Consider the following 15123-nt stretch of genomic DNA (forward strand, 5'->3'; position numbering starts at 1 on the left):
ATGTGTTTGTGTTTTGGTTATTAATTTTTATTAAATGGAATGTTATTGTAAAAACCAATTTGAATCTGTCCGCGGTTTTTATTTTCCTGAATCTGATTCATATATCCCGCTTCAATTCTCAGGTTTTTATTGATCACATATCCCAATGCTCCGTACACTCTGTTTCTGTCGAAAGTCGGACTGTTTAAATGTAAGAAAATCTCGTTATATACAGATCCGTAAAAAGTTTTTGGAAGCATTTCTTTGTTATTGATCGGAATATTTAACCCTAACATATATCGGAATCTCATTTTAAAATCGTCCTGCACAAAGCGTTCTTCCAAACGGTACCGGTGCTGAAGATAGAATCTCCCGAATTTTTGTTTTGTGATATATTGTTGAAAAATTCGATGTTCAATATTTTCCTTTTTTTCACCGTTTACATAAGGTTGACTTAAAATAAAACCATAACCCAGCAAAACATTGTTGTTATTTTCCGTTAAATCATAGCCAATTCCAGTACGAATTAAAAGTTGCTCCAAATCTCCAATACCATCAAAATTACGATACTGGATTTCGTTATGAAAGTTTAATTTTTTACTAATTTTATTGTTTCCAAAATACATATACCAAGCTCCAAGATCACTTTTCTGAGCAAAGGATTTTACTGCTCCCAAAGTGAAAATAATCAAAGCCATTGACTTTAAAATCTTCATAAATTTATCTTTTACATTTTATTTTAAGAAAATAGTTTATTACTAAAATCTATCACAATTTAAATAGTGATTTCGATTATCAATAATAAGCAAAAAAAATATTTTATGAAAATTTATATTTTTAGTTTAAAAATTAAACGGATGGAATGTTCTCGACCAGTAAATTATGCCCTTCTGTATCGAAATAGGTACAAGTCATGTCGTTAAGATCCATCTTCCAGCCATCAACTCCATTGTCTGCGCAGTCTTTACAGAAAGTTAAATAATCTGTTCCACCCTGCTGGTGAAGTTTTAGTCTTGATTTAAAATTTTCAAGGTTTACATTTTCAGAAACTATCAAAACATCATATTTACTTCCGCTAGATTCTGATTGATTTTCCTGATCAAAATATTCTGTATTTCCATCCGAAACGTAAACAGTGTAATGAGAAACTCCTCTATTTTTAATAGCCTGAATGTATTTTGGAAAATCTGCTCCGCTTTTTACTTTTTGGTGTTCAGCTTTGATTTCTTCGATTGTGAATTTCATTTTTTTTGTTTTTTTATTTTTGTTTTTTTTATTAGTATTGATAATATTTTAAGTTCGCAAAGGCGTTTCACTTAGCAAAGATTTGAAGCATTAAACAACTTTAATACTAAAAACCTAAACCCTAATTCCTGCAACCTAATCCAAATTTATAATTTTTTGGAATGCAAATGTATCATAAAATAAAAACCGGCAGAACGATCTGCCGGTTAGTTTTAACTCTATTTTGTATATAAAATTGAATATTATGGGTGTTGCTGCATTTTAGCAGGATCGTCATAATTTACCATCCAGTTGATGCCGAATTTATCGGTAAACATTCCGAAATAAGCGCCCCAGAAAGTATCCGCCATTGGCATTGTTACCTGTCCACCTGCAGAAAGTCCACCGAATAATTTATCTGCTTCTTCTTTTGAATCTGCGTTGATAGAAATTGAAAAGTTGTTTCCCGCTTTAAATTGAGAAACCCATTCGCAACCTGCATCGCTTCCCATTAAAGTTGTTTCCTTAGAAATAGGAAGAGAAACATGCATAATTTTGTCTTTATCTTCTTCTTTGGCTTCCTGCCCTTCTGCTGGAGGCATTTCTCCGAAAGTTCCTATGTAAGGATATTCTCCTCCGAAAACAGATTTATAGAAATCAAATGCTTCTCTGCAATTTCCGTTGAATGTTAAATAAACGTTTACTGACGCCATAATGTGTTCTTTTTTTTAAATTATAGTTTAGTTTTATTTTTTAAACACGAATAGCACTAATACTTTTCACAAATGACACTAATTTTATTTGTGAATATTCGTGTTTAAATATTTTATTTTGATTTAATTTTTAGCTCAAGATTCGTTTGCTTACTGCTTATTTTCTTGTGGTTTCAGCTAAAACCTAAGGTTTCTCAGACATTTCTTTTAATCTCGAAAGTCCTTTCTGGTAATCTTTTCCAATTGCATCTTCCATATTCATGAACATCTTCATTACTGTAAAAGGATACGGAATTTTTGAAGTAAATCCCCAAGTTGCTTTGCCGCCATTTCCCTCAGAAACTACGGTTACATAAGCATTGGCTTCACTTTCGTAAGGTGTTAAAAATTTGATTTTGGTATCAATTCTTTTTTTCGAGGCATCTACTTTTTTCACTTCCTGACAGCCATTTCCGGCTTCTTTACTTTCCCAACATACTTTTTCGCCCGGTTGTCCGGTTGTTCCTGTCCAGTCTTTTTTCATATTCGGGTCAAGATCATTCCAAGGACTCCATTGATCCATTGCTTTTAAAGTATTGGTATTCTGCCATACTTTTTCAATGGGAGCATTAATGGAAATTGATTTTTCGTAATTACAATCACCCGAAATAAAAGCCGCGAGAACAAGCCAAAAAATCAAGATAGAAGCTAAAACTATTGCAATTCCTTTTAAAATTTTCATATCATTTGTTTTTTAAATTTATCTGTGTTGATCAATTAAAATCATATTTCCATCCGGATCTTTCAGGAAAATATGTTCAGGACCGGAAGTCGTTTCTTCTGCCTCTTTTTCAAGCTGAACTCCATTTTCTTTTAAATGTATCTGAATTTCACGAACATCATCAAAATTTTCCAAATTCTGTGCATTTTGGTCCCAACCCGGATTGAAAGTAAGCATATTTCCATCAAACATCGCCTGAAATAAACCAATTAAATGCCCATCATTTTTCATGATAAGGTAATTTTGCTCTAAACTTCCCGCCATAATATTGAAGCCTAATTTTTCGTAAAAATCTTTAGATTTCTGAAGATCTTTTACACTTAAGCTTATTGAAAATGCGCCTAATTTCATATATAGATTTTTATTATTTTTTATTTAAAGCTAATTTATATCCAACCAAAACAAATCCCCAAACTGCGATTCCGAGAACCCAAAACCAGATCGGAGTCGGTAAAATATACATCATGTAAATACCTTGCAGTAAGAAGATAACTCCACAAATTACAGCGTAAGTTTTCTTATTATCACCAGCAATTTTTGTGGCGACAAATCCTGCAATCAGAGCTCCCAAAGCGTATCCAAGAATAACAAAAAGCAACGCCATCAACGGTGCAGTTTCTACATATTGCTTCAAGGCTTCCATGTCGTTGTCGTTGATTCCGGCAGGTCGTGGAAATAAATAATGACCTAGTTTTTCAACGATTGTGATCGTTATAACGCCAGAGAAAAGTCCGCCAAGAACGGCTAAAATTTTTCTAAACATCGTTATTGATTTTTTAAACGTGTTTTAAAATCTAATGTTTCGTCATAGCTCTTCCAGTTACCGATGAATTCAATGTATTGAGCTTCGATCTTTTCGGTGGTTTTATTCCAATTGAAAGTATAAATGAACTTCCCTTTGAAAATCCCGGAATGTTTTCCTTTATTTTCTTCAGCAAACTCATACTCACCATAAACAGTACTTTTTTTCTTACCGTCTTTGTATTTGGTGATCGTTAAATTACCTTCAAGTTTTGAATAGGTTTTATCAACAAGAGAATATCCTGAAACAAAATATTCCTGGTCATTTTTCTTGTTTTGCTCTGAAGTATTGATCTTCAGCTTAATTCCTTCCTTACTGTTTCCGATTGTTCCTGTGTAAGGTTTGCTGTTGTTTAACCAAACATTGGATATATTTGGCATTTGGGCTAAAGCAAAGTTGGAAATAAGAATGAGGAGTAATAAAAGTTTTTTCATGTGGTGTATATTTGTAATGTGTGTTAAACTCCGAATTGCGACAAATGGTGATTTAAATGCTTTGCAAACATATTATTCCATTCCTCAGAATTTAGTTTTCCGAAAGAGAAAGACTCTTTACCATCAAAAGCTGAAGCTCCCAATTGTTGCGTTTTTTGGATATAGCCAATCAATCTTTTCTTTTCCTCATCAAAGTTTTTTCTTCCTGTTACCAAAAATTGTGGTGATGTAGGAGAATCTCTCGGATAAGCTTTTTCGCCTACCACTTTAGGCTTTACAAATCTTTTTAAAATAAATTTTGCAATTGCTCCCGGTTTCTTGTGTTTTTCGGGTTCATAAACCATTTCATATGTTATGCAACAGTGAGCCAACATCTGGTCTACCGTCATTTTCCCCCACAAACCGTGAGTATCTTCGATCAATTTATTTATTCTATCAATGTAATTCTGAGCGTCTTTTGCGTCAAATACGTTTTCCATCTTTTTCTAATTGTTAAAAAACAAATATATCAGTTTTTTTTCATCAATTTATGACTAATAAAAAAAAGGATGTAAACAACTATGAAATAAGAAGTTATAAGTTTAGAATTATCAGTTATAAATTACTGATTATGAATGGGAAAATAAGTAAATTATTCATCAATATTTTCAAAAGAATCCTCCTTATTTTCTGTTTCCGGTTTTACATATCTGAACGTTAGCCAAAGCTTAATTTTAAGAGCGATCCAGCCTAAAATTGCATAAATAATTAAAAGAATCACCAAATGTTTTAAATAAGGGAAAGTAAGTTCTACAGAACCTTTTTGAATCAACAAAATTTTGAAAGCCTGCAAAAACGGAGTCAGCGGAATAATATTTGCGATAAACTGAACAAACGCCGGCATCGCGCTCAACGGCCATGTAAATCCACTGATGATAAACGCCGGAGATGCAATCACCATAAGGATTTGAGTCGCTTTCAACGCATCAGGAATCAGAATACTGATCAACACACCCAAAAACGAAGCTGAACCTACAAAAACAGCAGTCAAAATGATAAAATTAAATATTCCTTCAGGCATCGGGACTTTGAAGATCATGTGCATGAAATAGTAAATTCCGACAATCAGAATTGAAAATACCCAGATCGGAATCACCTTAATCAACATCGTCGGAAATGCCCATTTTCTCATTCGGTAATATTCTTTTACAAAAGATCCACCCTGAAATTCTGCTGCAAAACTCACCGCCATCGCCAATAAAATAACCTGCTGCAAAACCACCGCCAACATTGCCGGCCACATAAAAATTAAATAATTACTGGTCGTATTGAAAAGTGTGATATAATTGGTTTTAAAAGGCTCGTACTGAGTTGCTGCTTTTGAAGCGGGCATCCCTGCTTTTTGAAGCGCTTTCATTGAAGCTCCGGCAGAGAATGTTCCAATAGTAAGCTGAAGTCCTTTGGTGGCGAAATTGGCCGTTAAAACGTTTCCTGTATTGATATAAACATTAACCTCAGGATATTTCTTCTGCAACATATCTCCTTCAAATTTTGATGGTATTATGACAACTGCTGCCGCTTCATATTTGATCACCTCATCTTTAATACTAACAGGTTCCTGCAAATAACGGATAACTTTAATGCTTTTATTGTCTTCCAGCATTTCTGTTAATTGATTTGATAATGGTGTATTATCTCTATCAATTACTAAAACAGGTGTATTTTCAACTTTTCCGCTCTTGTAGACGAATCCCAATAATGTTGCATAAAAAACCGGCGCCAGAAAGAAAACGGTTCTTAATGTCGAATTACCGATAAACAGCTTGAATTCTCGTTTTAAAAGTCGGAAAAACTCTTTCATATTATTTCAGGATAACATTAGCATTTACCAGAATATTTTTTGCTTTATTCATATCCTTTGGCTTGACTTTTATTTCATAAATCGCGTCCTGTAGCTGATAATCGGGGTAAGCTGTGGTAATATCAGCGTATCTCGTCAATTGCTTGATATATAAAATGGTTCCTTCTAAATTTTCTTTATTGTAAACCACCTGCAAATTGACAACCTGTCCTTTTTTGTATTTTGAAATTTCACTTTCAGGAACGGTAAATCTGAAATAAGTACTTTCCGGAATATAACCGTTAAATAACGCAAAACCAGCGGTCGCCAATTCGCCTGCATTCAAACTGATCGTTTCAATTTCCATGTCATTGGTGGCGATAATGTATCTTTCTGAGTAGGCCACATTTGCTTCCTGCAAAGCACCTTTCGCCTGTGAAGCCTGTCCGGCTGCCATTTCGACTTTTTCGAAGCGGGTTCCTCTTTTTACGTCATCCAATTCTGCAACTACCGCATCGTATTGGGCTTTTGCGCCCTGCATTTTAGCATAAACCTCATCATAAGCCTGTGGAGACATTAAACTGTCACGATACATATTGGAAGCTCTTCTAAATGATTTTTGAGCAAAATCATATTGTTCTTTCAACCCTTTATATTTCGCCTGCAATTGTTTCATCTGATCGGCAGTGGCTCCGTTTTTTGCCATTTGTTCCTGAGCCGTGGCAGCACTTACAGCGCCTTGAGCCTGAGCAATTTTAGCAGAAACTTCGGGAATATCCAATAAAGCCAGTGTATCGCCTTTTTTGACCGTTTGTCCTTCTGTAACGAATATTTTTACAATTCTTCCGGTCACTTTCGGGACGAAAGAGATGACATCTTTTTTTGTTTTGCCTTCTGAATCATTGAGGTTTTCTTTCTTTTTATCACAGCTTCCCAATAAAAACAGAATTACAAATAAGAGAGATATATTTTTTTGCATCATTTTTAATTTTAAGGTTGATAAAGTTTAGCAATATCCAATTCCTGAGTAGATCGCATCAATTCTATTCCGGCTCTTCGTTGGTTGAAGATGGTGTTTTGATATTCAAGTTCGGCAACTTCTAGATCACTTTCAGCTTCTATCAGTTGAGATGATTTGCTTATTCCGTATCTGAATTCTTTCTCAGCTTGGATCAATGCATTTTTTGCCAATTCTTTTTCTTTACTTTTTAAAGCAATCTGTGCGGTTGCGATATCGTAATTGGTTTGATTGTTGGCTAAGTTTAAAGTCAGCTTTTTAATAGCATCTTCTTTTTTATTCAAGAGAACTTCTTTTCCGATTCGGGCAGTTTCTTCGGCGTGCTTTCCTTCTCTTCCATCGAAAATCTCCCACTTAAATCCAACACCGGCTGTAAATAAAGGAAGAATATTGATGTTGGTCGGTCGCCAATCTAATTTTGCCCCTTCATAGCCGATCGCGGGAACGGCAGGAATTACATTTTCGGAAGTTTTAATCCGGCTTCCATACAATCCTATATAATACGCCGATGCCATCAACTGAACCTTTGGAATCATCCAGGTTCTTTCGGCTTTTATTTTATAGTCTGCGGCAACAATTCCGTGTTCTAAGGCACGAATTTCTGCTCTTTTTTCAATTCCGTTTTCGGGAGTTAATAGTTCGACAGGAGACAGAACAGGTTCTATCATTCTGAGACGTTCTTTCTGGATTCCTGTTAAGATGTAAAGTTGGGTAAGAAGCAGTTCTTTTTTGCCTTCATATTCTACCACTTTTGCGTTTAATGTGGCTTGAGCCAATTCGATTTTTTTATGATCGTAAGGTGTGATCAAACCGTAGCCTAACGCTTTATCTGCTGTTTTGCGATTGATATCTAGCCTTTTTTTGCTTTCATCCAATACTATTTTTGACTGATGGATTAACGCTAACTGATCATAAGCTTTAGAAATAGTCGCCACCACCTCATCTTTCGTTTTCTCCAGCAAAATATCTTCAGATATTTTCTTTTCTTCGATGGCTTTCTTTAAATATTTCACTTTTCCGCCGGAATACAGAAGCATTTTAGCATCTGTTTTTGCAATTCCTGAGAAACCCGAAACATTTAAATTATTATTAAAACTTCCTTCCGGAATACGGATAAAAGGAGCTAAATTAATCTCAGGAGAGGTTAATCTAGCCGTTGCATTGATATAGCCCACCTGTCCGCTGACTTCTAGTGTCGGAAGAAAAATGTCTTTTAATTTATGTTCGTCAAGATCGGTCAGTTTATTTTGGGTGATCTGCATTTTAAGATCCGAATCCCGAACCATCGCACTGTCGAGAAGTTCTTTAAAATCCGGGGCAGACTGAGCCCAACCGAAAGTTGGAAGTATAAAAAAACCAAGCGTAAAAATCAGTAGATTGCTTTTCATGGTTCATGTTTACAACAAATATAATGCAAAAAATGATGAAAAGCTATAGAGAATATCCACTAAGTGGTGAATTTAATAACGGTTTAAACTTAGTTTAGCTCAAAGCCTTTATTGATGGGAATTTTGAGAGAATCGTTTAGCTTATATTTAAGTTTTGTTTTAATTGAAAAAATTCTTTTTTTTTATCTATTGATGGATTTTTTGTCATTGCGAGGAGCGAAATTGGTAATTGAGGCAAATACCCTAGCCCTGATTGGAACGACATCCTTTTGGGTTGCGGCTGAAGCGAAGCGAAAGCCGTAACTCAAAAGATATAGTGGAAAGCAGGAAATAGCTTCTAAAAGAGAAAGGAAGTTCGAAGATGGGAGTTAGAAGTTTATTACGGAATAAATTCTTCCTTCGTCGGAATGAATATAAACCTAATTGAAAGTACGATCAATAAAAGAAAAACTCCCCACAAAATGTGAGGAGTTGATATGTAAATTGTTTAAAGTTATTTCTGAATGGCTTTCTTCATTGCCGCATCCGGGCGCAAGATTCTGTAACGAACTTCCAAGTCTTTTGGTACGTAAAATACCAATGGTAGTTTGCTGTTGTATCTTACGATCTCGGGCTGGATGTAGACAAATTTTTTGGTCATTTTTTTGTCCGGGCACGCCATTAATGTGCTTCCGACTTCGCCGTTGGATTCTACATCATAATAGTTGTAGCCCCACCCTTGAAGGTCCTGAGATTTTACATTTCCCATCAAAAATTGCTTGTTACAGTCCAACATTTTTTCTGCGCCTACAAAAAACTCTACTTTTAAATCGTTTTCGTTTTTAGCGATCGGAAGTTGGATGTATACTTGTTTATAACCGACTTTTGCTTTCGGGAACATTTCAATCTGTAATTTTTCAAATTTATCTGCTTTCTTTTGTGCGAAAGCATTTACACCGATCAACATTACCAATCCCGTCATTACTGTTTTTGAAAATTTCATTTTGTTTATTTTTAATATTTTACTAGTTCCCAATAGCCAAAAATCATTCCAAAATCTGAACATTTGTTCCTTTTGTATGGGCATTCATCTGCGGTGCATAATAGTTTTGCATCGTTGTGATTCCGTTCGAAAATTTTCCTGATGCATTGGCTACGTAATCGTACTCGAATACGAATTTACCTTTCGGCATGTACTCGATATAGAAATTGGTGGAAGCATCTTTTGTAGACTGATAATAGCCTAAATTATTCTTCCATTGGTAGCCTGACAATACATTTACCGGTTCAAATCCCGCTGCACGCATGTCTTTGATGTGGATGAATTCCATTGCGCGATCGGTGTTCAGGATCATTCTTACCGTTACTTTATCTCCTACTTTTAATGGAGTTTCCGGTGAGATTTTCTGTAATTCTTCTCCGTTTACCGTTTTCACTTTTTTGTACAGTTCTTTTGTGATCGAGATGTAATTTTCTGATGATTTTATTTTATCTAAATCTTCATAATACTGCCAGAATAATCCACCCTGAACAATTCCTGGACCTGGTTTTGTTACGGTAACCGTTGCTAAGTTTTTATCAACAACATCAGTTTTTACGGTTGATTTTACATAACCTGTTGCCTGAGTTTGCGGTTGTAATTCTTTTCCGCCCCAAACGATTGTGGCTTTGTCGCTTTCCGCGCTAGTCCATGATTTTCCTGAATTTAATATCGTAAAAATAACTTCCGAAGTTCCTCTTGAAGTTCCCCAAGAATTGACTTCTTTTTGAGTAATCAGCCAGATCTTCATGTCTTCAATGAATTTCTGATCGTTTGGTTTTAAGGTATTGAAAGCTTCCAACGCTCCTGCTTGATTCACTATTTTTGAACTGAACCAACCCCAATCGTTAAGATTTTGTTTCCAATAAACACCTTGTGTTTTTGTATCAACAGAGGTTTCTTTTAGGTAATTCATTAATTTATCTGAAGTATCTTTTAATCCATAATTGCTCATCAATAAAGCAGCACGGTGCAATCCGAAAAACGTAAAATCCGCAAGCTTAGCCTGTTTTGATTTTTTAATAACAGCATCTTTTAGAATCTTACCTTTTCCTTTTAACGGATATTGTTTTTCCCAATAGTTTCTGGTATCAAGGTAATCCAGTGTCCAGTTGTTCCAAACATTTTCTTTTTTAACATCCCAATATTTTGCAATCTCGTTGTCCACATACTCAACCAATTTTGCAACCAATTCTTTCTGTTCTGAACTTTGATAATCTTTCACATTATCTTTTAACCAAGAATTGATCTTTCCTAAGTTTTTAAGAATGTATAAAGAAGTTCCATACGAGCTCGGATATCCTGAATACCAAGAGAAACCTCCGTCCGGATTTTGCAGTTTTTTGAAATCATCCCAATCATTTTGTATGGAATTACGCATTGTATTTGTATCAAATAAAAGCGAAAGTTTCGCCATTTGCTCTTCTTCATTTTTACTTTCCAATACCCACGGAGTCTCTTCTAATAACAATTGTTTCAATTCCTGATTTTTTTCAAGATTTGATTTTAATAATCCTTTGCTTTGATATTCTTCGAAAACCGTTTTCATTTTTGGATTAGCCTTGAAAATTTCTGAAGCCAACACATCTGCAAACCATTTATTGAAGATCACATCTGCAGAATTATTCTGGTCATTTTTCAGGCTTGGAAGCGCAAACATGATTTCCCAGATCGGATTTGTCGTCAGTTCCAGTGTATTCGAAACATTTGAAATCGTTGTAGAGTTTGCATCTTTAAGATTTTCCAAAACAAACGTTTTCGTTTCGCCTTCTTTTACAAAAACAGGAACCGCATCGGTCACCAACATTCTGTTTGGAAGAATTGCAACCGCTTTTTGTTCACCGTCAGAATATTGTCCGGCTTTTGCAACCACCTTCAAAATGATTGAAGAAACATTGTTCGGAACTTTTACTTTCCAGGTTAACGCTGAATTTCCGTTTTCGTTTAAATCAAAATTCTGAGTGCTTGCGTTTAATCCAAATTTAGATGAAATATCTTCGTTCGTGAATGCATCCAATATTTGAAGATTCGCTGAACCGCTTAATTTTTTGCTTGTTAAGTTTGATAGTTTTGATTGAAGATTCAATTCATCCCCTTCTCTTAAGAATCTCGGATAGTTTGGTGTCACAGAAAATTCTTTCTGCGTAACGACTTCCTTATTTAAAGTTGCTGCTCTTGCATCTTTTGTATGAGCCAAGAACATCAGTTTCCATTTTGTTAATGCTTCCGGAGAAGTAAATTCAAAGCTTACATTTCCTTCTGCATCGGTTTTTAGATCGGGATAGAAGAAAGCTGTTTCGTTTAGATTTTGACGGACTGGGACTTTGTCTAGAGATTCTTTTGATTCAGCCCCACCCTTATCTTGGTTACTCATTCCCACATCATCCATAGCTACTTCTTTTGCAATTGGTGGTGCAGGAGCTGCTACCATTGCAGCGCTTTTATTATATCTTACGCTTGATTCAACTTCCATTGCCGCCATCATTTTTGGTTTCGGACAACCTTCGTACTCAGGCATTCCTGGCACTGTTGGACAAGAATCCTCAGTATCAGAAACCCCATCTCCATCTGAATCCATTCCACCTAATCCTAATCTTCCATCAAACCAGTTGAACTGCGGCACTTCTACATAATTACCATTGAAATATTGCAATCTTTTCTGATAATATTTTTGCGCCAGATATTGTCTGATATCATAAGAAGTTACACTTGAAAAAGTACTATATAATTTCTCCCAATTGAAACTATTTGCAGCAAACTGATCAAGGGACATGTCGTACATATTTGCCAACACTTCAGCATTGATCTTTTCTTTGTCACTTCCTAAAACTTTAACAGACCATTTTTCTTTAGAATTTGGTTCCAATTTATCTCTGAAAGTCACCGTTTCAATTCTTAATGGCTGTTCTGTATCTTTTATTTTTAAATTAACAGATTGCGTCTGAACATCATTAAATGCCACAACCTGAAACTGAATATTCAAAGTTGATACATTTTTATCTTTCGGAATATCTACCATATATTCAAGAATTCCGTTTTTGAATTTCTGAGTTTCCGAAAATGTTTTTCCTGAACCGTCCTGTACAAAAATATTCACTAAAGCATCAGGAACCGCAGAATACAAATAGATTTTAGCCTTCTCCCCTCTTGAAAATTGATTTTTAGGTTCTAAAACGGTTAAAAATGTTTTCTGAGTTGATTTTAAAGAATTTTTATCCCAAACACTGAAATTCTGAGAAGATTTTATCGTGTCTTTTCCTTCAATATTGTATAATTCTAACTGATAATCTCCGGCTTCAAGTTTTCCAAGATCTAGACTCGTTGCAAGTTGAGAGTTGTCAGTTGATGGTTGTTGTGTTTTATTGAAAAGTAATTTTTCAACTTTCCAGTTTTTCAATTCATCATTTTTATCAAATAAATCATGTGGAAATTTGTTGATAAATTCTTCTTTTGAAAATTTCGGTAGATCCTGAATTTCTGATTTAAAATTATCTCTGAAAATCCTGTTCGGAGCTTCCAGTTTTGATAATTTAACCTGATATGATTTTTTAAGATCCTGCTCATTATAATTCTTCGTTTCAACTTTTATTTTTACATTTTCATCTGCAAAAGTATTTTTGATGTCTTCTGCCTTAATGTAGTGAGAAACCGATGCTACTTTCAACTGCGTGTCCGCAGACTGCGTTTCGCCGTTAATATCTGTAACCGAAGCATTAATTTCATAATTATCAATCTGAATACCTTCTAATTTTTCATCTTTTTTAAGATCTAAACGGATAACAAATTCTCCTTTTTCATTCGTTTTAGCCTCTCCAAGAATTGAATTTTCATTGTCATCACCTTGTGGATACCATCCAAAATATCTCCATCTGATATTATGTTTTTTTATCTCATAATTTACTGTTGTATTGCTCAACGCAACACCAGAAAACATCATGGCTTTTCCTTTTAATTCTATGGTTTGTCCATATTTATATTCTTCTTTTACGGGATCAAAAGTCACCTCAAATTTTGGTCTCTTGTATTCTTCAACACGAATATCTTTATACCCCTGCGTTTCGTTGTCGGTTCTTAAATAAAATACACCATTCAGTTTTCCTTTTGGAAGAATGAAACTTCCATGATATGAACCGAATTCATTGGTTGTAAAATTTTGAGAAGAAACCTCTTCACCATTGGTATCCTGTAAAGTTATTTTCTGTTTTAAACCTGAAGCAACAGATTCAATTTCTTTATCAATTCTAGAATTAATTACTTTGAAATAAACGGTTTGTCCGGGTCTGTAAATCGCTCTATCGGTAAAGATCTGAGCTTTTGTACGTGTTTCTTTGTTCGGATTATATTCTGCTGCACTTCCATCATTTCCATACACCTGCATGATCTGGAAACTGTTGGATTTTGGCTGCTGGATCAGAAAAGTTCTGTAATAATCTTTGCTTGCCGTTGAAGGAAATTTGAAAACACCTTTATCATTTGTTTTTCCTTCAATTTTAGTTAATGTTTTATTAGAAACAAATTCATAAAACGTAAGATTTTCATTAGTAATAGGTTTTCCGTTTTCGCTGTTGACTAATTTTAATTCGTTTGAAAGTTGATTTCTATCGGTTTTAGATTGATAAATAATTCTATTATCCGAAACTAGAAAGTAAAAATTCTGTCGGGAATCAACATCTTTTGTATCAGAACCTGCAACAGAATATTCTGCTACATAAACTCCGGACGGAAGAGGTTTAATCTCCAACGATGTTTTATGTGTTTGAAAATCCTTAGTATCTGATAACTGGAAGATCTCTTTTCTTACCAAACTTTTTTTAACCTTACCATACATGTCTCCGTAAGAATTTCGCACATATTGCATCAATGCTGTATAATCTTCTTTTACTTCATAGATATTGATGGAAAATTCTGAAACATTTTTATACTCTGCAACAATATGAATAGGCAGATTTCCTTGCGTCTGCTGTTCGTATTTAATATTTAATGAAGGATTAATGATCTGATTTTCCTTGTTTTTAATATTTTCAATGAAAGGAGATTTCGGATATTGACTTTTTGCCTGAGCCGCAACTTCCAAAGCTTCTTTGGATTTATTTTTACCATTAAGTTCAGTCATGATCTCTTCCATGATCAAAACTTTGTAGTCTCCCTCTACATTAGATCTAACAAGGTTTTGAAGCTGTTCTAATTTATCTTTGCATTGATTGAAATTGCAATTCTCCGATAATTTTTGATGCATGAAATAAAGCTTAGAATTCCCCGTATTCTGAGCAATTAATTCATCAAAAATAGTATTGATCTGCGTTCTGTTTTCTGTAAGTTCATTTTTAGTAAAAATTCCGTTATCAGATAAAAAATTAACCTTTCTCAACGAATACCAATCCAACAACGTTGGGAAATAAGAAATATCTTTTGTATTTGAAAAAGCGTCTTTATATACTGTTAAAGAAACTTTTTTCATTTCCGATTTCTGCTGATCTAATTCCTGAAAGTTTTTAGTTAAATAATTTTTAAAATCAAGCTTACTCCAAGTTTCGATCTGTGAAACATCCTGCGAGTTGATATTGGTTCTTCCATCAATTTCCCAAGAATGCTGATTATAATAATCCATGAAAAAACCATTCAGCAACACATTATACACCAATTTCCCTTCACCTTTCAAATTTTTATTAGAATTTTGAAGTTTAACGAAAAACTTAGAGGCAGCATCATTTTTATCATCGTCACTCGTCTGATTGACAATCGTAAATTCTGCCTTTAAGGATCGAATAAGCTGAAGTGTATTATTTTCTTTCATAGCATGGTTTTGTATGTCTAAAATAACGGGAAGATTAGATTTGTACGCTCCTTTTTTACTATTTTCTTCTATTTTTTTCCATTGGTCATCATAATACTTCTGACCGAAAACTCCTGAAGAACTCAATAGTATAAGTAAAAGCACAAAAATCTTGGAGAACTTTTTCATATATGT

13 protein-coding genes are annotated in these 15123 nt (G+C 34.4%); all 13 read right to left on the bottom strand.

Translation table 11 applies throughout. The features are described 5' to 3' along the window. Positions 1-20 precede the first annotated feature (20 nt). Positions 21-695, bottom strand: coding sequence for a DUF2490 domain-containing protein (locus EG348_RS21110; RefSeq protein WP_123984897.1), 675 nt, complete (start codon positions 693-695; stop codon positions 21-23). A 133-nt stretch (positions 696-828) separates the two neighbouring features. Next, positions 829-1224 carry a DUF1398 domain-containing protein gene (locus tag EG348_RS21115; protein ID WP_123984898.1) on the bottom strand — a complete coding sequence of 132 codons (396 nt, stop codon included), beginning with the start codon at positions 1222-1224 and terminating at the stop codon, positions 829-831. Between the two features lie 242 nt (positions 1225-1466). Beyond that, positions 1467-1916 (bottom strand): VOC family protein, encoded by a 450-nt coding sequence (locus tag EG348_RS21120; RefSeq protein ID WP_123984899.1) that lies wholly within the window; start codon positions 1914-1916, stop codon positions 1467-1469. A gap of 184 nt (positions 1917-2100) precedes the next feature. Then, positions 2101-2637, bottom strand: a complete 537-nt coding sequence (locus tag EG348_RS21125; protein WP_123984900.1) for an SRPBCC family protein — start codon at positions 2635-2637, stop codon at positions 2101-2103. Between the two features lie 18 nt (positions 2638-2655). Continuing rightward, positions 2656-3027 carry a VOC family protein gene (locus EG348_RS21130; protein WP_123984901.1) on the bottom strand — a complete coding sequence of 124 codons (372 nt, stop codon included), beginning with the start codon at positions 3025-3027 and terminating at the stop codon, positions 2656-2658. A gap of 13 nt (positions 3028-3040) precedes the next feature. Further along, on the bottom strand, positions 3041-3439 hold the full coding sequence (locus EG348_RS21135) for a hypothetical protein (protein WP_123984902.1): 399 nt from the start codon (positions 3437-3439) through the stop codon (positions 3041-3043). A gap of 2 nt (positions 3440-3441) precedes the next feature. Further along, positions 3442-3912, bottom strand: a complete 471-nt coding sequence (locus EG348_RS21140) for a hypothetical protein (protein ID WP_123984903.1) — start codon at positions 3910-3912, stop codon at positions 3442-3444. Positions 3913-3935: 23 nt separating this feature from the next. Continuing rightward, on the bottom strand, positions 3936-4391 hold the full coding sequence (locus EG348_RS21145) for a DUF1569 domain-containing protein (protein ID WP_123984904.1): 456 nt from the start codon (positions 4389-4391) through the stop codon (positions 3936-3938). Positions 4392-4543: 152 nt separating this feature from the next. Next, on the bottom strand, positions 4544-5752 hold the full coding sequence (locus tag EG348_RS21150; RefSeq protein WP_123984905.1) for an ABC transporter permease: 1209 nt from the start codon (positions 5750-5752) through the stop codon (positions 4544-4546). Position 5753: 1 nt separating this feature from the next. Continuing rightward, entirely contained in the window at positions 5754-6710 is a 957-nt protein-coding gene (locus tag EG348_RS21155; RefSeq protein WP_123984906.1) for an HlyD family secretion protein, read from the bottom strand. 11 nt (positions 6711-6721) lie between these two features. After that, positions 6722-8137 carry a TolC family protein gene (locus tag EG348_RS21160; RefSeq protein ID WP_123984907.1) on the bottom strand — a complete coding sequence of 472 codons (1416 nt, stop codon included), beginning with the start codon at positions 8135-8137 and terminating at the stop codon, positions 6722-6724. A gap of 493 nt (positions 8138-8630) precedes the next feature. Then, on the bottom strand, positions 8631-9119 hold the full coding sequence (gene eco, locus EG348_RS21165; protein WP_123984908.1) for a serine protease inhibitor ecotin: 489 nt from the start codon (positions 9117-9119) through the stop codon (positions 8631-8633). 43 nt (positions 9120-9162) lie between these two features. Next, positions 9163-15117 carry an alpha-2-macroglobulin family protein gene (locus EG348_RS21170; RefSeq protein WP_123984909.1) on the bottom strand — a complete coding sequence of 1985 codons (5955 nt, stop codon included), beginning with the start codon at positions 15115-15117 and terminating at the stop codon, positions 9163-9165. Positions 15118-15123 lie beyond the last annotated feature (6 nt).

It is taken from the genome of Chryseobacterium sp. G0201, from assembly GCF_003815655.1.
Lineage (GTDB): Bacteria > Bacteroidota > Bacteroidia > Flavobacteriales > Weeksellaceae > Chryseobacterium.